Annotated in this window: 15 protein-coding genes; 4 read left to right on the top strand and 11 right to left on the bottom strand. The window is 71.6% G+C overall.

Translation table 11 applies throughout. The features are described 5' to 3' along the window. Positions 1-26 precede the first annotated feature (26 nt). A complete protein-coding gene (locus tag ACZ6EJ_RS13570; protein ID WP_469267001.1) occupies positions 27-908 on the bottom strand; it encodes an NAD(P)-dependent oxidoreductase in 882 nt (293 codons plus the stop codon). Positions 909-1004: 96 nt separating this feature from the next. Here ACZ6EJ_RS13570 and ACZ6EJ_RS13565 point away from each other — a divergent pair, with 96 nt between their 5' ends. Further along, complete coding sequence (locus ACZ6EJ_RS13565; protein WP_469266999.1) at positions 1005-1379, top strand: winged helix-turn-helix transcriptional regulator; 375 nt, start codon at positions 1005-1007, stop codon at positions 1377-1379. A gap of 241 nt (positions 1380-1620) precedes the next feature. Here the strand turns inward: ACZ6EJ_RS13565 and ACZ6EJ_RS13560 are convergent, their stop codons facing one another. From ACZ6EJ_RS13560 to ACZ6EJ_RS13540, 5 genes are all read right to left on the bottom strand, one after another. Further along, on the bottom strand, positions 1621-2814 hold the full coding sequence (locus tag ACZ6EJ_RS13560) for an ATP-grasp domain-containing protein (protein ID WP_469266997.1): 1194 nt from the start codon (positions 2812-2814) through the stop codon (positions 1621-1623). Then, the gene (locus ACZ6EJ_RS13555) at positions 2802-4085 is read right to left on the bottom strand and encodes an ATP-grasp domain-containing protein (RefSeq protein ID WP_469266995.1); all 1284 of its coding nucleotides are present in this window, start codon (positions 4083-4085) and stop codon (positions 2802-2804) included. The genes ACZ6EJ_RS13560 and ACZ6EJ_RS13555 overlap by 13 nt, the downstream gene beginning before the upstream one ends. A 57-nt stretch (positions 4086-4142) precedes the next feature. Then, positions 4143-4817 (bottom strand): iron-containing redox enzyme family protein, encoded by a 675-nt coding sequence (locus ACZ6EJ_RS13550; RefSeq protein ID WP_469266994.1) that lies wholly within the window; start codon positions 4815-4817, stop codon positions 4143-4145. A gap of 332 nt (positions 4818-5149) precedes the next feature. Continuing rightward, on the bottom strand, positions 5150-6061 hold the full coding sequence (locus tag ACZ6EJ_RS13545; RefSeq protein ID WP_469266992.1) for an EamA family transporter: 912 nt from the start codon (positions 6059-6061) through the stop codon (positions 5150-5152). A 285-nt stretch (positions 6062-6346) separates the two neighbouring features. Then, on the bottom strand, positions 6347-7840 hold the full coding sequence (locus ACZ6EJ_RS13540) for an SCO1417 family PLP biosynthesis transcription factor (protein WP_469266990.1): 1494 nt from the start codon (positions 7838-7840) through the stop codon (positions 6347-6349). 448 nt (positions 7841-8288) lie between these two features. Between ACZ6EJ_RS13540 and ACZ6EJ_RS13535 the strand changes: the two genes are divergently transcribed. Further along, the gene (locus ACZ6EJ_RS13535; RefSeq protein ID WP_469266988.1) at positions 8289-9131 is read left to right on the top strand and encodes a helix-turn-helix transcriptional regulator; all 843 of its coding nucleotides are present in this window, start codon (positions 8289-8291) and stop codon (positions 9129-9131) included. Positions 9132-9714: 583 nt separating this feature from the next. Here the strand turns inward: ACZ6EJ_RS13535 and ACZ6EJ_RS13530 are convergent. Beyond that, entirely contained in the window at positions 9715-10440 is a 726-nt protein-coding gene (locus ACZ6EJ_RS13530) for an Atu4866 domain-containing protein (RefSeq protein WP_469266987.1), read from the bottom strand. Between the two features lie 38 nt (positions 10441-10478). Next, positions 10479-11873: an amidohydrolase family protein gene (locus ACZ6EJ_RS13525; protein ID WP_469267023.1), complete on the bottom strand. Its 1395-nt coding sequence runs from the start codon at positions 11871-11873 to the stop codon at positions 10479-10481. 848 nt (positions 11874-12721) lie between these two features. Between ACZ6EJ_RS13525 and ACZ6EJ_RS13520 the strand changes: the two genes are divergently transcribed. Then, entirely contained in the window at positions 12722-13294 is a 573-nt protein-coding gene (locus ACZ6EJ_RS13520; protein WP_469266985.1) for a GNAT family N-acetyltransferase, read from the top strand. 346 nt (positions 13295-13640) lie between these two features. Here ACZ6EJ_RS13520 and ACZ6EJ_RS13515 read toward each other — a convergent pair whose 3' ends face one another. Continuing rightward, entirely contained in the window at positions 13641-14099 is a 459-nt protein-coding gene (locus tag ACZ6EJ_RS13515; protein WP_469266984.1) for a hypothetical protein, read from the bottom strand. Here ACZ6EJ_RS13515 and ACZ6EJ_RS13510 point away from each other — a divergent pair. Beyond that, positions 14083-14892, top strand: a complete 810-nt coding sequence (locus ACZ6EJ_RS13510; RefSeq protein ID WP_469266982.1) for a hypothetical protein — start codon at positions 14083-14085, stop codon at positions 14890-14892. The genes ACZ6EJ_RS13515 and ACZ6EJ_RS13510 overlap by 17 nt on opposite strands. 377 nt (positions 14893-15269) lie before the next feature. Here ACZ6EJ_RS13510 and ACZ6EJ_RS13505 read toward each other — a convergent pair whose 3' ends face one another. Then, complete coding sequence (locus tag ACZ6EJ_RS13505) at positions 15270-17075, bottom strand: ABC transporter ATP-binding protein (protein ID WP_469266980.1); 1806 nt, start codon at positions 17073-17075, stop codon at positions 15270-15272. Beyond that, a complete protein-coding gene (locus ACZ6EJ_RS13500) occupies positions 17072-18796 on the bottom strand; it encodes an ABC transporter ATP-binding protein (RefSeq protein WP_469266979.1) in 1725 nt (574 codons plus the stop codon). Before ACZ6EJ_RS13500 ends, ACZ6EJ_RS13505 begins: the two co-directional genes overlap by 4 nt. Positions 18797-18804 lie beyond the last annotated feature (8 nt).

The raw sequence follows: 18804 nt of genomic DNA, 5'->3' as shown, positions 1-18804 counted from the left end.
GCCGCTCCGGACGGCGGGTGCGCCGGTCAGCGCGCCAGCAGGTCGACCACGCCCGTCAGGTCCTCCTCGCCGCTGCCCCCGGCCAGCCGGCGGCGCATCAACGCGAAGTAGGGGCTGAGCAGTTCGATGCTGACCCCCTGCTGTTCGGCGGTGCTCACGAAGGTCGGGACACCGGCCACCTGCATCGCGAGGTTGGAGACGACCCCCTCGGTGTAGTCGCCGCTCCGCAGTCGGCCGGCGGTCTCGTGCACCGCCGGGGCCATCGCGACGAGCCAGTCGGCGAGCAGCGGGGCCAGGGCCGCGGGGTCGATGTCCTCCTTGCGGATCAGGGCGAAGGCGTGCGCGGCCCCGGCGAACATCCCGTACATGGCACTGAGCAGGGCCACGTCGTGCAGGGCCGCGAACCCCGCGTCCTCGCCGACGTAGGTGGTGCCGGCCGGGACGGCCAGGGTCCGCCGGTGCCGCTCGAACAGCTCGGACGAGCCGCTGTAGAAGACGTAGCCGCCGGCTTCCGCGACTCCGATCATCGGGGGGACGGCCATGATCCCGCCGTCCAGGTAGCGGGCGCCGCGCTCGCGGGCCCACGCGGCGCGGGCGCGGGCCTGCGCGGGCGTGCTGGTGGTCAGGTTGACCAGGTCCTTGCCGGCCAGGTCGGTGCCGGCCAGCGCCTCCTCGACCGAGGCGTCGTCCAGCAGGCAGACGACGACCAGGCGGTTGGCCGCGACCGCCTCGGCGGCGGTGTCCGCGGCCCGCGCCCCCTCGGCGGCGAGCGCGGCGGCGCGGGCCGGGGTGCGGTTCCAGACGGTGAGCGGGTGGCCGGCGGCGAGCCAGGTGCGGGCCAGGGCGGCGCCCATCGCACCGAGGCCCAGCAGCGTGACGGGGTTCTTCTCAACAGTGTTCTGTTCCATGCCGCTTAGGCTGGTCGGACGTCCGGGGACGGACAAGTACGCACTTCGAAGTGGGTGGTCGCCTCGGGGTGGGCGGGCACGTCGGAAAGGGGGGTCATGGCGACGCTGAACCGGCCGAGCACACCGGGCGGACACGTCTGCGGGATCGACAGCGCGATGGAGGTGATCGGCGGCAAATGGAAGGTGCTGATCCTCTGGGCGCTCCACGAGCGCCCCTTCCGCCGCTTCGGCGAGCTGCGCCGGCTGCTTCCGGGGATCACCGAGAAGGTGCTGGCCTCTCACCTGCGTGAACTGGAGGCGGACGGCGTCGTGCACCGCGTCTCCTACGACGAGGTGCCGCCCCGCGTCGAGTACTCGCTGACCGAGGACGGCAAGCGCCTCAACGACGCGTTGGAGCCGCTGGCGGCCTGGGGGCGCGAGCGGCCGACCGGTCGGGGGCGGGAGGCGGAGGCGGACCAGCTCCTGCCGTGAACGGGCCGGTCGCGGCCGCTCGTGTCGACGGCCGCGACCGGCACGGCACGCGGAGCCCCGGCCGCCGGCCGGACCGGCCCCCCCCCCGTGCCGTACGCACGGTTCGGCGGCCCGGTGCGCGGCGGACCGGGGGACGGGGGCGCGCACCGGACGGGCGCCGCGCCCGCGCGACGGCCGCTGGACGACCCGCGGGCGGGCCGCCCCCGCGAGCGCGGGTGCGGCCCGTCGCGGGGGAGCGGCACTACACCGCGAACTCGCAGCGGTACGCCTCCACCGTCCGGCTGATGGCCTCCTCGACCTGCTGCGGGGACGGGGCGCGGAAGCGGAAGCGGCCCAGGATGTTCTCGTAGCCGCCGTCGCCGGAGAAGACGTGTCCCGGCTGCGGAAGGTCCTCCGCGTACAGGTGGGGGATCTGCCCGACGAGGGAGGGGCGGGACAGCAGCGTGGAGCCGACCGGCTCGGGCAGCATCAGGAAGCCCGCGTACTCCCGCGGCGCGCCCCCGGCCGCCGCCGGCGGCACCGCGGGCGGCTGGCCGAGCGCGATCCGGAACCAGTCCGCGAACAGGTCCACACCGTAGACGTCCCGGACGACGAACGGGATCTCGCCGCCGCCCACCCGCGCGCCGACCTCCAGGAACACCAGGCCGTCGCGGTGCTCGATGACCTCCAGGTGGTACGGGCCGTCGGTCAGGCCGAGGGCGTCGAGGCATTGGGCCGCGAAGCGGGAGACGGCCTCGGCTCCGGGCCCCTCCTGCACGGCCGAGCCCAGCCAGCGCCCCTGGGAGAACCCGTGGCAGGTGTCCAGGTAGCGGGAGCTGAGCGTGAAGACGTCCTCGCCCCGGTGGCGGAGCCCGTCCACGTGCCAGATCGGCCCTTCGACGAACTCCTCCGCCTCGTAGTCGAAGAGGTCACGGTCGGCCAGGACCCGCCGGGGGTCCTCGCCCTCGGCGATGACGAAGCAGCCGGCGGAGGCCGCGCCGCCCCTCGGCTTGGCGACCACGGGGCCGGGGTGCTCGGCCGCGAACGCGACGACGTCCTGCGGGGAGCGGATCGCGCGGTACCGGGGGACGCGCAAGCCCGCCGCGGACAGGGCCGCCTTCATCCGCACCTTGTCGCGGAAGAGCGAGGTGGCCTCGGTGTCGGGGCCCGGCACGCCGAGCTTCTCCCGGACGAGGGCGGCCGTGAGGAGGTCGAACTCGGAGGGCGCGATCACCGACTGGAGGGCGCCCGCCGCGTGGTGGCAGCGGCTCGCGGCCGCCACCACGGAGTCGGCGTCGCGGACGTCCTCGACGACCTCGACGTGACCGGTGCCCGGCGGGATCATCGGGACGTGGTCGGCGATCGTCACGTAGCTGACCCGGTGGCGGGTGTGGTCGAGGTACCGGCCGTAGTCGGCGAAGTCGTCGCTGTAGCGGTTGATGATCAGGATATGCATACGACGGCGCTCCCCACGGACTGCGCGACCTCGGCGTCCACCCGCGCCAGCGCGGCGTCCAGCGCCGGCCGGTCGTCCGCGACCAGGACGGCGTGGCCGAAGCGGTCGCGGAAGTCGGTGGTCGGGTGCAGGAGGGCCCCCGCCTCGTGGCTGACCGAGACGTCGCGGCACCCGGCCACCGCGGACACGCGCTCCACCAGCCGGTCCGGGTCGCGGAGGACGGCCGGGGACGGGACGGTGAAGAAGCGCACCCCGGCGAACCGCGGCCGGAGGGCGGGGTCCGGTGGGGTCACGGGGAGCCCGGCCAGAGCCTCGATCATCGCCCGCGGCAGGTCGAATCCGTACGCGGCCGAGACCAGCTCCTGGATGCGGTCGCCCCCCAGGCGCGCGGCCACCTCGATCACGACCGGGCCGGTGGGCGTCAGCCGCGCCTCCAGGTGGAACGCCCCCACGCGCAGACCGAGGGCCTCGACCGCGGTCCGGGTGGCCCGCTCCACGTCGGCCCGCACCTTCGGTTCGAGTCCGGCGTCCACGACGTGGCCGATCTCCACGAAGTGCGGCTCGGGGCCGAGTTGCTTCTCGGTCACCGCCACGATCCGGACGGCGCCGTCCGCGACGTACCCTTCGACGCTCACCTCGGGGCCCGTCACGTACGCCTCGACGAGCAGCAGGTTGCCGAGGCTGAGGCCCATGTCGTCGATGGGGTCGCGCCGGGACAGCTCCACCTGTTCGCGCAGCTCCTCCAGCTCCTCGACCCGGCGGACCCGGAGGCTTCCGCAGCCGTTGACGGGCTTGACGACCGCGGGGAAGCCCACCCGGCGGGCCACGTGCTGGAGCGCCTTGTCGTCGACCCGCTCCGCGGCCAGCGAGACGCCGTGCGCCACGCGTACACCGCCGACCGACAGGGCTTGCTTCATCTTGCGTTTGTCGCGCAGGAGTTCGGCCGCACGGGGGGCGATCCCCGGCAGGCCGAGGCGGGCCGCCACCGCCGAGGCGACGGGCACGGCGTACTCGAACGCCGGTGCCACCGCGGCGATCTCGGTCCGCCGGGCCAGGGCGGCGGCCGCGTCGGCCACCGCCCCGGCCGACCGCGTGTCCACCCGGAGGTGGGTCGCCGTTCCCGCGGCGACGGCGTCACGCACCGCGGAGGGCAGCTCGTGGGCGGCCCGGCGGTCGACCACGTGGACGCCGAAGCCGAGCCCGAGCGCTGCCGGGATGAGGTCGATTCCGGATGACTCCGGTTCGATTATCAGGACGGTCGCATCGGGCACTACGGATCCTTACGGTCGGAGGGCTTCACGCGGTCGTGCGGAGGGGTGCGGGCTGATTCAGACCTTGCTGCCCACGGTGGTCTCGTAGAGCTCGGTGAAGTAGAGCGCTATGAGGTCGATGAAGTTGACCAGGTGCCGTTCCGCGTCCTCCAGGGAACCCCAACCCTTGATGGCGCGGTCCACCGTGGACCACATCAGCTCGTCGTGGTCGTGGGACTCGTCGTAGTCGATGTGGGCCTGGGAGCCCTTGACCTTCTCCAGGCCGTACACCTCGGCCGCGTGCTTGGTGATGGCCGGGTTGTAGCGGTCGGAGTACCACTCGACGAACCAGTTCCAGACGGTGGTCGGGAGCGGCCCCTCCTGGTTGATGGAGAAGTACATGTACCCGATCAGGTACTCGGTCGAGGGGAGCGGGCGCGTGGCGTCCACGTCCTCCTTGGTGAGCCCGAACTCCTTGAGGTCCCTCAGGAACATTCCCTCGTGGTTGTTCTCCTCCGAGAGGTACCGGGCGAGGGTCGCGGCCAGGCGGTGGTCCTTGTAGCCCACCTTGTAGAGGCCGTAGGCGTCCACCTCGTTGTTGAGCCGGATGCGCAGTACGGTCTCGACCAGGTGGCGGCGGTAGTAGTCCGGGTCGCTCCACTCGGCGGCGTGGAATTCCCGAGCCTTCGGGACCTTCTCGAAGAGCCGCTCCATTCCTTCGGCGGCCAGCTTCTCGAGGCGCTCGCGTGACATGTGAGTCCCTTTCCTTGCACGGCAGTGTGGATTCTTTCGTGCTCCTCGGCGCATCGCGGTGAAAAGCCGATGCCGGCCGAGGCCCACCACCTCGTGAACTGTTCAGACCCTCAAGACGAACGCCGTGCACCTGTTCATCGACTCGCGACGGAGGGAATGAGCGGAGGCGGTTGTCCAATGGGGGGACCGGCTCACCGGCAGCCAGGAACCCCGGTTATCGAAGGGGCGTGCGACGCCGAAGGCGCGCGGCGGAACGAGTACGCCCGAGGAGAGGAGGATCGAATCGGAACGGACAACAGTAGGAACGGGTGCGGTCCTTCCGCATCCGACGGCTAGCCGCGGGCCGACTCGGCGCCCGCGGAGGCGCCGACCGGCTCGGGCGCGAGGTCCGGGCGGCGGCCGCGCTGTACGGCTCCGATGCTGGCCAGGACCACGCACAGGAGGCCGAAACACTGGAGCAGCGTCATCGACTGGCTGAGGAGGGCGAGGCCCACGACGGCCGCGATGCCCGGCTCGAAACTCATCAGGGTGCCCATCGCCGCAGTGGTCAGTCTGCGCAGGGCGACCATTTCCAGGACGTACGGCAGGACCGGCAGCAGCAGCGCGGCCGCGGCGGACCCCACCACCACCGCGGTGCTGAAGTGGCCCATCGCCTGGGGGAGGCCGAACGGCGCCGCGCACAGCGCCGCGACCGTCAGGGACAGGGCGAGCCCGTCGACGCCGGCGAACCGGTCGCCGACCTTCTGGGTGAAGACGACGTAGCCGCCGAGACACGCCCCGGACAGTGCGCCGAACAGCAGCCCGACCAGGTCCGCGGAGCCTTCCCAGGGGCGGGCCAGGGCCAGGACGCCGACGGCGGCGAGGGCGGGCCAGAGCAGGTCGAGCCGCCGGCCGCGCAGCCCGAAGATCGCCACGCCGAGAGGACCGAGGAACTCGAGGGCGCTCGCGACGCCCAGCGGGATCCGGTCCACCGCGAGGAAGTAGAAGATGGTCATCGCCGCGCTCATGGCGCCGAGCGTGGCGGCGACGCGCAGGTCTCCGGGCTCCCGCCCGCGCAGCCGGGGACGGGCCCAGAGCAGCAGGAAGGCGGCGGCCCAGGCGAGACGGGTGAAGGCAGTGCCCATCGGGCCGATCTCGTCGAACATCCAAGTCGAGACCGCGGCTCCGGACTGGACGCTGATCATCGCGATCACGACCAGGCCGGCCGGGCCGTAAGTTCTTGCGGAAACTGACTTGGCTGACACGGCTGCCCTCTGAATCTGTCTCGCTTAGACGGACGAAATGGGCGATCCTGCGGAGCGGGAATCAGTAATGCGTCGAATCGGTGATGGAGGAGGAATGGCTTCGCTCCCCCTTCCCCCAGCCGTCGTCTGCGACTTTCGGGACCAGTATGGTCCCAGCCATTCAAGAGAATGCCCCCGGCCCCGACGTGCACTCAAGCATTGGCCCGTCCGAGTGTCAATCAAATCTTGTCGATTCCAGCCACTTATGGCCGGAGAACGGCGATTCTCGGTCGCGTAACGACAGGTTCACGCCACGAACGCCCCCGTCGGCTCCGTACCCGCGTCCGCGCCGGACCGCACCGCGCGGGCCGCGGCCGCGAGGCGGGCCGCCGCCTCGCCCGCCAGCGGATCGCCCACCGTGAAGGGCAGGCGCACATAGCCCTCGAAGGCCCCGTCCACGCCGAAACGCGGCCCGGACGGCACCCGCACCCCGAGCCGCGCGCCGGCCTCGGCGAGGCGCGACCCGGAGAGCCCGCCCGCGCGCGCCCACAGCGTCAGACCACCACCGGGCACCTCGAACTCCCAGTCCGGCAGCTCCCGGCGCACCGCTGCCACGAGGGTGTCGCGGTTGTCTCGGGCCAGCGTCCGGCAGGCCTCCACACCCCGCTCCCAACCGCCGGTCCGCATGGCCCAGTTGACAGCGAGCTGCTCCAGTACGGGGGTGCCCAGGTCGGAGTGGGCGCGCGTCGCCACCAGGCCGCGGATCACGTCGGGCGCGGCGCGCACCCAGCCGATGCGCATCCCCGCCCAGAAGGCCTTGCTCGCCGAGCCGACGGTGACGACGGTGGAGCCGGCCGGGTCGAACGAGCACACCGGACGCGGCATCTCGGGACCGGGTTCGAACCACAGCTCCGACATCGACTCGTCGGCGACGAGCACGGCGCCCGCAGAACGCGCGGCGTCCACGAGGCCGCGGCGCTGGTCGTCACCGGGCAGGGCGCCGGTCGGGTTGTGGAAGTCCGCGATGACGTAGGCCAGACGGGGCGCCGACTCCCGCAGCACCCGGCGCCAGCGGTCCATGTCCCAACCCGTCGGCCCCTCGGCCATCGCGACGGGCACCAGCCGGGCGCCCGTCGCGCGCATGAGCTGGAGGACGTTGGCGTACGACGGCGACTCGACGGCGATGCGCTCGACGCGGCCCACGAAGAGCCGGCAGATCGCGTCGACCGCGCCCATGGCGCCCGTGGTGACCATGATCTGCTCGGGCGTGGTCGGGACGCCGCGCTCGGTGTAGCGGTCGGCGAGCATCCGCCGCAGCACGGGCAGCCCGGCCGGATGATCGCCGTGCGTCCGGGCGTAGGGCGGCAGTTCTTCGAGCGCGCCCCGCACGGAGCGGGTGAGCCAGGGCTCAGGGGCGGGCAGCGCCGCGCACCCCAGATCGATCACGAAGCCGGGCGCTTCCGGCGGCAGCGGCTCCGGGCCGCGCGCGGGCAGCGGATGACCCGCGGGGACGGTGATCCAACTCCCGGCCCCCCTGCGGGACTCCAGGAAGCCGTCGCCGCGCAGAGCCTCGTAGGCGGCGGCGACGGTGGTGCGGCTGACGTTCAACGACTGGGCCAGCTCCCGCTCGGCCGGCAACCGCGCCGCCACCGGTAAGCGCCCGTCGAGCACCAGGAGCCGGACGCCCTCGGCCAGCGCGCGGTAGGCGGGCGGGCGGCGCGCGCCCGCGGGCCGGTCCCGCAGGGAGCCGATCAGCCGCGCGAGGTGCGTGGAGCCCACCACGGAAGTCCACTGCGTCATGCCAACCAGCGCACCTTTCCCGAATGAACCACGCCAGACCCTATCCTCCGGGCCGGGGAGTGTCATGCGACGGACCGCGGCCGAGACGGGGCCGGGAGACCCCCGCGTACGGGCGGGCCGGTGAGGGACCGTCCACGGCCGCCCGGTGCTCTGTCGTGCGCAGAGCGGATGTCAGTACGGGCCCAGTTCGGCGCCAACGTCTTCGGCGCCGCCGCCACCGTTCAGGCCTGCCCGTCAGCGGTCACCCACATCCCGACCACGTTCACGTCACCGGTCCCTGGCCCGGCGGCTGCGTGCGGCGGGCTCGACTGGTTGCTCACCATGTGCTCCTTGCTGTTCGCGGTGGTGATCACCAGCCTGAGCGGGGCGGGGGAAGGGAGCCAGGACGAGTCGTGCCTGGGTACGGCGCACCCAGGCACGCGGAGTGGGGGCGGCTTAGCCTGAAGGGGTGGCCAGCAATGATCTCGGAGACTTCCTGCGCGCCCACCGCGCCCGCCTGCGCCCCGACGACGTCGGGCTCGCCTCCTGGGGTGCGCGCCGGGTGGCGGGGCTGCGGCGGGAGGAGGTCGCGCTGCTGGCCGGCATGAACAGCGACTACTACGCCCGTCTGGAGCAGGGGCGTGAGCGCAGCCCTTCGCCGCAGATCCTTGAGGCCATCAGCAGCGCGCTGCTGATGGATGTCGAAGCGCGGGAGCACATGTTCCGGTTGGCGGGCACCGCGCCGGAGGGGGAGCGGCCGCAGCCGGGGGAAGCGGTCAGTCCCGCGCTGCGCCAGTTGCTGGACGGGTACGCGAACGCCGCGGCGTTCGTCCTGAACCCGGCCAACGACTTCCTGGCTTCGAACGCGCTCGCCGACGCCCTGTTCTCCCCGTTCGAGGGCATGGACAACATGGCCCGTATGACCTTCCTGGATCCGGCCGCCCGGAGCTTCTTCACCCAGTGGGGCCGGGCGGCGGAGGCGGTCGTGGCCGGGCTGCGCCACGCCATGGGTCTTGACCCGCACTACCGGCGCCTGCACGACCTCGTCGAATCCCTGGCCGAGGAGAGCGAGGAGTTCGCCGCTCTGTGGTCCTCGTACGCCGTCCACGGCAAGACCCGTGCCGGCAAGGAGCTCCTCCACCCCGACGTCGGTCACCTCGATCTCACCTACCAGACCTTCGACGTCCGCGGCGCGCCGGGCCAGCAGATGGTGATCTACCACGCCGCGCCGGGAAGCCCCGGTGCCCAGGCGCTGGCCCTGCTCGGCAGCCTCCACGCCACCCAGCGTCAGCAATCCGCCCCGGAGCAGTGATGACCCCCGGGAGGGCGGAGCCTCGTGCGCGTGAGCCCATCGCGCCCCGGGGTGTGATGGGCTCACGCGCACAGAACAGCGACCACTCGGGGCGCCGGCGGCGCAGGGCCGGCAGTGCCAGGGGGGCGCCCAGGACGAGCCCGGCGGCGGCGACGGGCAGGAGGGTGCCGAAACCCTGTCCAGTGAGGGCGCCGGCCAGTTGCGGGCCCAGGCCGGCACCGATGAACACGCTGTACGCGTAGAGGGCGACGGCTGCGCCGCGCGCGTGCGGGGCGGTCGCGTTGACGGTCTCGACGACAGCGGGTGCCGCGGTTGCGACGGCGCCCACGAACAGCGGCAGTGCCACGGCCAGGGGGGCCGTGTGGCCGCCGAGCAGGCAGGCAGCCGCGACGGTGACAGCGGACACGCCCAGCGTGAGTATCAGCCGCTTCGGTGCGGCGGTCTTGGCCGGGTGCCGGGTGCCGGGTGCCGGGTGCCGGGAGGTGGCAGGGGGACGGGGCACGGGACTTCGGGGCGGGCACGGGGCGGCCGTTCGCACGGACGGTGTGCGATCGGCCGGGAAGGGATCATGGGTGCGGGGTGATCAGCGGCGGGTGAAGCGGTATCCGGCATGGTGCAGGCGGCCGTCGTGGAATGCGCCGAAGGCCCAGAAGCCCAGGTCGTCGAGGTAGTCGATGCGGTTTCCGGTGATCCAGTAGCGGCCCTGGTAGGCGCTGGGGCGGTCCCCGCGCGCCTCGTCGTAGCGACCGTCGGGCAGCAGCTCCTGGCGCACGAAGTCGTGGTCGTCGACCCACATCCCCACGAAGGGGTGTGACGGGTCGTGGGCGGGCTCACCGGCAGGGGCCGGCGTGGTGGGGGTGCCGGCCTCGTCGAGGGGGCGGCCGCCCCAGAGGCGGACCTGCCCGCCGGTGATCAGGAGGTCGAGGTGGCTGCCGCGGGCCGGTACCGCCCCGGTGGGGGTTCCGGGGGTGTCGGTCAGCCGCAGGACGGCGATGTCGGCGTTCTGGCCGGGGGTGAGGGTGGCGCTGGTGCGGGGGGCGGTGAAGTCGGTGGTGGCGGGCAGGACGAGGGTGCCCGCGCAGTCGATGACGATCATGTTGTCGTCGCCGGCGGCGGTCAGCAGGCCGGGGCCGATGCCCACGATCACGGTGCCGCCGATGAGGACGTCGGCGTTCTGCCAGTCGCCCAGCAGCTCGTTGCCGGTGACGACGGCGCCGCCGGTCAGCAGCAGCGGGCGGCCCTGGGGGGCGCGCAGTTCGCGCAGCATGTCGTTGTCACGGCGCGGGACGGGGGAGGAGGTGCTGGTCATGTCGGTACCCGATCTGTGTCGAGGCGGTGGAGGCGTCGTCAGGCGGCAGAGGTGTTGAGGACGTACTCGCGGGAGGCGTGGACCTCCTCGCGCAGCGCGGGCAGGTCGACGTCGAGGACCTGGCCGTTCCACTTGCGGGGTGCGCCGTTGATGAGGACGGCGCTGATGTTGCGGGCGTCCGAGCCCAGCACGAGGGTGCCGACGGCGTCGTTGAGCGGCATGTTGTTGAGGTCCTCGGCCCGGATGACCAGCAGGTCGGCCTTCTTGCCAGGAGTGAGTGAGCCGGTGACGCCGGCCAGGCCGTTGGTGCGGGCGCCCTGGAGGGTGGCGAAGTCCAGGACGTCGTGGGTCGTGATCCGGGCCGGCGGCTGCTCGGTGCCGTAGACCGTGTTGACCGCGCGCATCCGCTGGATGGCGTGCAGGGCCCGCATCTGCGTGAACATGTCGCTCACCAGCGCCACCTCGACGTCGATGCTCAGACCGGGCCGCACCCCCACCGACAGGGCTTCGTCGACGGCGGGGATCGCGGTCTCCAGCCCGATCTGCGCGTCCGAGGTCGGGGCCAGGGCGATGGTCGTGCCGCTGTCCCCGATCGCCTTCCACGCCTCCCGGGTCAGGCCGGTGGCGTGGATGAGGGTGAGGTCCGGACCGAGGAGGCCGTCCCTCTCCCAGTTCAGGATGGCCGACGAGGAGGAGGCGCCGAAGACGGCGTCCACGCTCACCCTGATCCCCAGGTCCCGCGCCGTGCGGGCCAGTTCGGGACCGTAGGCCAGGGTGGGCCCGGCGATCTCGTCGGTGGCCAGAGCGGCCAGGCGCAGGGTCAGCAACCGGTCACCGCCGGCGAAGTACCGCTCCTTGAGGCGGGCCAGGTCTCCGGGCCACTGCTCGTCCCAGTCCCCGAAGTGCGGGCCCATGGAGGCGTGCACCCCGCGGATACCGGTGTCGATCAGCGCTTGGACGGCCGCGTCGGAGTGCTCGGGGGTGCGGGAGTTGTGGGAGAAGTCGAGCATGGTCGTGATGCCGCTGTCGATCGCCGTCAGGGCGGCCAGCTTGGTGCCGACGTACATGTCGTGGGGCCGGTAGACGGTGGCGTAGCCGGCGAGGGTGGACATCACGTAGGCGCCGAGGTCGTCGACGTCCGGCATGATCCGGCGCAACTGGGTCTCCCAGGCGTGCCGGTGGGTGTCGACGAAGCCCGGCGTGAGGATCGTGCCGGTGGCGTCGACGACCACCGCACCGTCCTGGCCCAGGCTCCTGCCGATGGCGGTGATCGTGTCGCCCTCGACGAGGAGATCGGCGTCGTGAAGGACACCGAGGCCGGGGTCCATGGTGACGATGGTCGCGCCGGTGAACAGGATGCGCCGCTTCGGGTCGGTGGACCGGCGCTGGAGCTGTGCGAGCAGCGCCGGGCTGGTGGTGTCGGAGGAGATCAGGGGGAGGTCCTGTTCGTCAGGCCGGGGCGCGGGGTCCGGGCCGGGTGGGTGACGACCTCAGCCTCGGCCCGTGCGGCAGGGGCAACCAGGCCGCCGTCTGCCCAGGTACGGCGCACCCAGGCTCGCCGGCGGGGCCTGACGGTTCGCGTGGGAGCGGGGAGGACCAGATGCCATGAGCACCGCACCACGACGCGCTCGCCGTCGTCGCCGCGCTCGCGCACGCCGGCCCCCTCGCCGCCGCCGACCCCCTCACCGCCGCTCTCTCCTGGACCCGCCACCGGCTCTACGCGGCCCACGACCACGCCCGCACCCACCCGAACACCGGCGGCGCGCTCGCCCTGCGGCACGTCCCGCCCGAGGCGCACACCGTCACCCCGCACCTCGACGTCCTCGCCCCGCACCAGGTCGACGCGCTCACGGGACGGAAGAACCCCCGCCCCGACACACGCGGCCCCATCCGGCCCGCCGAGGCCGAAGTCCTCCTGCGCGTCGGGATCGACGGCGGCATCGCCCCGGAGACGCCGCCCAGCGCCAGGCCCTCGAAGACCTCGCCGCCGCCGACATGGTCTCCCGCGGCGACATCATCGACCGCTTCCACGACGACATCGCCTACAGCCCGCGGATGCTCCCCGAGCCGCCGGCTCCTACCGACACGGACTCTGCGATCCCACTGTCATGACCCTGCGCATCCCGTGACGTCTACTCCGCGCACGACATGCTCGCCGCTCCGGCACGGCAGCGCGGACCCACGCCCATGCGGCCCGTCCGGCGCCACCGGGGACGTACGCGCCCCGACCGTCCGGATAATCGGATGGCCGGGGCGAGCGCGACGCGGCAGGATGCTCCGCATGACCTTGCCCACCCCCGAGCTGCACACCGCCCGCCTGCGGCTGCGGCCCTTCACCGACGCCGACGCGGCGCCGCTCTACGCGCTGCACAGCAGCGCCCACGTGCTGCGTTACTGGGACTCCCCGCCGTGGACCGAACCGGCCCGCGCCCAACGCTTCCTCGCGACCTGCCGGACGATCGAGGAGGAAGGCACGGGAGCCCGGATGGCGGTCGACCGCCTCTCCGACGGCGCGTTCATCGGCTGGTGCGGACTGACCAGTTGGAACCCGGACTTCCGCAGCGCGTCCCTGGGTTACGTCTTCGACGCCGCCGCCTGGGGCCACGGCTACGCCACGGAGACCGCGCACGCCGTCCTGCGGTGGGCGTTCGACACCCTGGACCTGAACCGCGTCCAGGCCGAGGCCGACACCCGCAACGCGGCCTCCGCGCGAGTCCTGGAGAAGCTCGGCTTCGTCCGCGAAGGCACCCTCCGCGAGGACTGCGTCGTCAACGGCGACGTCTCCGACTCCTGGGTGTTCGGCCTCCTCCGCCGCGAGTGGGACCCGACGGCCACGCCGGCGTCCGGCCGTTGAACAAGCATCGGGAAGACCGATGTCGTGCTCGGCCTCACGCAGTGATGCGTGCTTCCGCCAGTTCGCAGCAGGGCGGAACGCGTATCGCTCTTCCCTGAAGGAGTGGCTCCGCGGCGGTTGGAAGCGGATCGCCGCCGTCGGCTTGCGACGCAGGCGGGGTGTGCGGGGATCCATGGCGCGTCTTCTCTCGTCCCGTCGCCCCATGGGTGCGGTCGGCTGGCCGGAGGGATTTCGTTCCGCCGTGGTGAAGCCGACCCGCCCGAACATCTGCGCATCTCGCTCCGGGCGGCAGCGGACGCTGACGCTCCGTCGGCCGGGGAGCTCGTCCGCGTCGGATTTCTCGTGCTCAGTGGCCCATGGCGGTGAGCTTGTCCCGCAACGACTGCAATTCCTTCGAGACGGTGATGTCGGGAATCTTCGCCAAGCGGTCCGCCACGGCGGCATTCTCATCCAGGCAGGCGGGATCATTCACGTTCTCGATGATCCACGTGTCACCCTTGGGGTAGAACTCTCCGTCGCCCCCTGCATCGACAAGGGCGATAGGGCCTACAGTCGTCCTGGTGCCGTCATGCTCGAAGACGATGTCCACCACCCCGTACCAGGCCGGCCCCCACCCGACCGATTCCGGCCCATCGTCAGGGTCAGGCGGTCGACCTTGTTGTCCTCGACGACGAAACTGATGTCCTTCGACTTCTCGTACGGCGTCTTCGGCAACTCGTAGGGCATCGGGAAGTCGTAGTTCATCGAGACCGCGGCCCTGCCCCTTGTGATCGCGTACCGTCAGGGGCATGAGTACAGAGCTCATCGTCGCCTCTGTCTCGGCGGCCGTGGCCTTGGTCAGCGTGGCCATCAGCGCGCGTGCCAGTCGACGGCAAACGCTTCTGGCCGCGGAGCTGGAACGCCAGACTGCGGCTCATGCCCGCGACATGGCCCGCCAAGACATCATGAGCCGTGTCCGCGACCCTCTCCTGTGGGCCGCCTACGACCTTCAGTCCCGGATCTACAACATCGCTCGAAGCGAGTTCGGGTTCCTCACCCTCTATCACAGGGACGGCACCCCGCAGGAGCGTGAGTACGCTCGTCGCAACACGCTGTACGTGATCGCGGAGTACTTCTACTGGGTCGAGGTCCTCCGACAGCGGGTGCAGTTCCTGGACTTGGGCAACAGAGAGGACAACCGGAAGGTGGTGAATCTCCTTCACGAGGTCTCCATCCGGTTCAGTGCGGACCGGAACCAGGGAGCCGGTTTCCGTCTCTTTCGGGGCGAACAGCGCGCCATCGGGGAGTTGTTGGTCAGCCAGACCGGCGGTGATCAGGGTTGTATGGGCTATGCCGAGTTCTGCCGGCGCCTTGACGAGGACGAGGAGTTCGGTGCTTGGTTCGCCTCTCTGGACATGGCCATTCAGGAGCTGGGCAATGAGTTCCATGTCGAGCCGCGCTTGATCGAGATTCAGCACACACTCCTCAGACTGATCAAGTTTCTCGACCAGGACGGCGAGAGATTCCCCTTCACACGTGAGCTGCCCCGGCCGCGGGCCGAGACACCTCGATGGCTCAACGGACTCCAAGCGGATGCGCTCGAACCTGGGTCCGGATGAGGGCCGGTCGGCCAAGACTGCTCGTAGCGCCAAGAACGGCCGGTCTGCCGGTACGGCCCGGCGGGGTGGAAGCGACGCCCTCCGCATTCGTGGGGTGCGGAGCAGACCGTACAGGGCGTCGACGCGACAAGGCGTCCGGCGCGTTGGGCCCTCGTGCCATGCGCGGGAAACCAGCCCTTGCCCTCTGATGTCGGACACACGGGACACCGCATCCCGAGGACCTGATGAGGACGGACGTCTCGTGGCTCCGCGGAAGAAGGTCCGCGAGCTCCAGGAGGCACGCGAGATCCTGCGCGAGGCGGCGACGTATTCCGCCAAGGCCTCCATCCCGCCCCTTCGACCCGTATCCCGGTCAGACCCCTCAACGGTCAGACCCCTCAACGGTGTGACGATGGGTTCTCCGGGCCGGTGAACGCGGTGCGGGAGGTCGGGGAAGCGGTGCTGCCCTGCCAGGTGTTCCAGAGGTCGGCGTAGGCGCCGCCGCGTTCGAGGAGTTCGTGATGGGTTCCCAGCTCGGTGATCCGTCCCTCCTCCATGACGGCGATCCTGTCGGCGTCGTGCGCTGTGTGGAGGCGGTGAGCGATGGCGACCACCGTGCGGTCCTTCAGGACGGCGGAGAGGGAGCGTTCGACCTGTCGGGCGGACCGCGGGTCGAGGAAGGCGGTGGCCTCATCCAGGATCAGGGTGTGCGGGTTCGCCAGGACGAGGCGGGCGAGGGTGATCTGCTGCGTCTGGGCAGGGGTCAGCGCGTCCTGGTGGAGGCTGATCCGGGTGTCGAGGCCGAACCGCGCCGCCCACTGATCGGCGTCGACCGCTGCCAGGGCGGCCTCGATCTCCCTGTCCGTGGCGTCGGATTTGGCGATCACCAGGTTGTCGCGCAGGGAACCGTCGAAGACGTGGTGGTCCTGGGCCACGATGGCGACCCGTCCGCGCAGGTCTTCCAGGGGTATCTCCGCCAGCGGCAGTCCTCCGAGGGTGATCGAACCGGAACGGGGCCGATGGATCCCCGCGAGCAGTTGACCGAGGGTGGACTTGCCCGAGCCCGAAGGTCCGACGATGGCGAGCCGTTCCCCCGGGACGATGTCGAGATCGATGCCGTGCAGTACGTCGACGCCGGTGCGGTACGCGTACCGCACGTCCCGTACGACCAGGTGGGAGTCGCCGGCGATGTCCGGCGTCTTCGGCGCGCTCTTGTGGAGGTCGGCGGCGGGCGAGGCGGACTCGGCGATGCCCAGCAGCCGGGCGAGGGCGACGCCCGACATCTGCAGCTCGGTGAGCCAGAACAGCAGGGTGTCGACCGGGCCGAGGAGCTGCTGTATGTACAAGGTGGCCGCGGTCACCTCGGCCAGGGTGACCATTCCGTGGATGTAGAAGAGACCGCCGATGACGAGGCTGGCCGCCACGGGCAGGACGTATGTCGTGTCGCAGATCGGGAGGAACACGTTGCGCAGGCGCAGGGTGTGGCGCTCGGCGGCGTAGGACTCGGCGATGTCACGGTCCACCCGTTCGAGTCGGCGGGCGGAGAGCTGGAGCGCCTCCACCGTGTGGGCGCCTTCGACCGTTTCGGTCAGACCTTCGGTGAGCTGCGCGTAGGACGCGCTCTGCCGCAGGTATCCGGCGCGGGCCCGAGCCACGTACCACCTGGACGCCGCGAACAGGATGGGGGCGGAGATCAGGCAGGGCAGGACGAGCAGGGGACTGAGCAGAAGCAGGGCGCCGACGGTGATCACGATGGTCACCACGGCGATCAGCGTCTCGGGGATCGCGTGCCGGACGGTGGTGGACAGCGTGCCCACGTCGCGCGTGGTGCGGGTCACCAGGTCGCCCCGGTCGGCGTTCTCGACGGTGTTGAGCTCCAGCGCGAGCAGGTCGTGGACGAACTCCTGGCGCAGTTCGGCGAGCACCTTCTCGCCCAGGATCGCCGCCGCGTACATCGCGTACTTGATGAGCAGCGCCTGGACAACGCAGGCCAGGCAGATCAGCAGCACGTAGTGCGCGATCTCGTCGCGGCCCCGGGCCACCGACGCGACAAGATCGCCCAGCAGCCAGGGCATCGCGAGCCCGGAAGCGGCCGCCAGCACGTTCAGCGCGATGACGGTGGCCAGTCGGCGCGGGTGGCGCAGGGCGATGCGCCTGGCGTGGGAGCGTACTTCCTTCGTCGAGGCGACCGGCAGTGTGTTCACATCGACTCCGTCGCCCTGGTGACGAGCGAGTGGTAGCGCGCGTCCTCCAGCATGTGATGGTGTGGTCCTTCGGCCACCACGTGGCCGTTCTCGACGTAACTGACCCGGTCCGCCAGCCCGAGAAGCATCGTGCTCGTGGTGATGACGATCGTGGTCCGGCCCTCGCGGGCCTCGCGGAGCCGGGTCGCCATCCGTGCCTCGGTGTGGGCGTCCACGGCGCTGGTGGGGTCCACCAGGATCAGTATCCTCGGGTCGGCCATCAACGCGCGTGCCAGGCGCAGCCTTTGCCGCTGGCCGCCGGAGAACTGCCGGCCGCCGGCGGCGACGGCGCCGTCGAGACCGTCGGGCAGTGCTTCGGTGACGTCGGAGGCGGAGGCGTGGTCGACGGCCGCGAGCAGGATGTCGTCCGAGTCCTGGGCCCGGTCGTGAGGGTCGAGTTCGGCGCGTAGCGGGCCGGCGAAGAACCGGGCGTCGTTCCTGGTGAGGAGGATGTGCTGCCGGACCGCCCGCAGTGGCAGGGAGTCCAGCCGCTGCCCGTGGTACGTCGTCTCCGAGGCCGTGTAGTAGGCCAGCCGCGCGGCCAGCATGTCGGCGTCGGCGGGGGAGGCACAGGCGACGGCGGTGAGGCGGCCGGGCAGCGAACGGACGCCGGAGACGGGGTCGACCAGCAGGTCGGGGCCGGCCGCAGGACCGGTGCCGAGGTCGGATCCGGCGGGTTCAGCCGGTAGCTCGGGCTCCATGCGCAGCAGTGCCGTGACGTGCTCCGCGGAGACATGGGCCTTCATCAACTGGCCGACCGCCAGCGTCAGACGGCGCAGCGGGACCGCCAAGAACATCGCGTACCCGTAGAAGGCCACGAGCTGGCCCACGGTGAGGTGGTCGGTCAGGACCCGGTGGGCGCCGAGTCCCACGACCAGGACGACGAGCACGCCGGGCAGCAGGGTCTTGGCGCCGTCCAGTACCGAATCGAGCTGCGCGACGTGTACCGCGGCCTGCCGGGTGGACTGGGACTTCTCCCGGTAGCGGCGCTCGATCACCCGCTCGCCCCCGATGCCGCGCAGGACCCGCAGGCCGTGGACGATGTCGACGGCCTGGTCGGTGAGCGCGCGCTGTTGCGCGTGGGACGTCGCCTGGCGGCGGTGCAGGGGACGGATCATCTGGGTGGTCAGCCAGAGCATGACGGGTACGCCGATCAGGACGACGAGACCGATCTGCCAGGACGCGATGAGCATCATCAGAGCGATGGCGATGATCGCGACGACGGCGCCCGCCCCCCGGGTGGCGACCTCCATGGCGTTGCCGATCTGCGTCATGTCCGAGACGCTGACGTTCACCATGTCTCCGGTGGACACCCGCTTGGACAGTGTGGCGCCCAGCCGGCAGGCCTGCCGGGTGGCGAACTGCATGGTCTGGTAGCCGGCGCCGACCTTCACCTCCAGTGCGAATCGGTCCTGCAGCGCGCTGCCCAGCGCCTGGACGACGCCCAGCGCCAGCACGGCCATGCCCCACCACACCAGGGCCGTCGTGTCGCGGGCGGTGATCCCGTCGTCGATCGCCTTGCCGACGAGCGCGGGCGACAGCCCTTGCGCGACGGTCCACACGATGGCGAACACGGAGCCCAGGACGATCGACCTGCGGTGATCACAGGCGAGCCACAGCAGATATCCGCGGGCGCTGCGGATATCCGGCGATCCGGGATCGCGGTCGGGGAAGCTGCGCAAGGGTGGCA

This window comes from Streptomyces sp. NPDC041970 (assembly GCF_055588985.1).
Note: the sequence above shows the minus strand (reverse complement) of the source record. Positions and strands in the feature narration are given on the sequence as shown.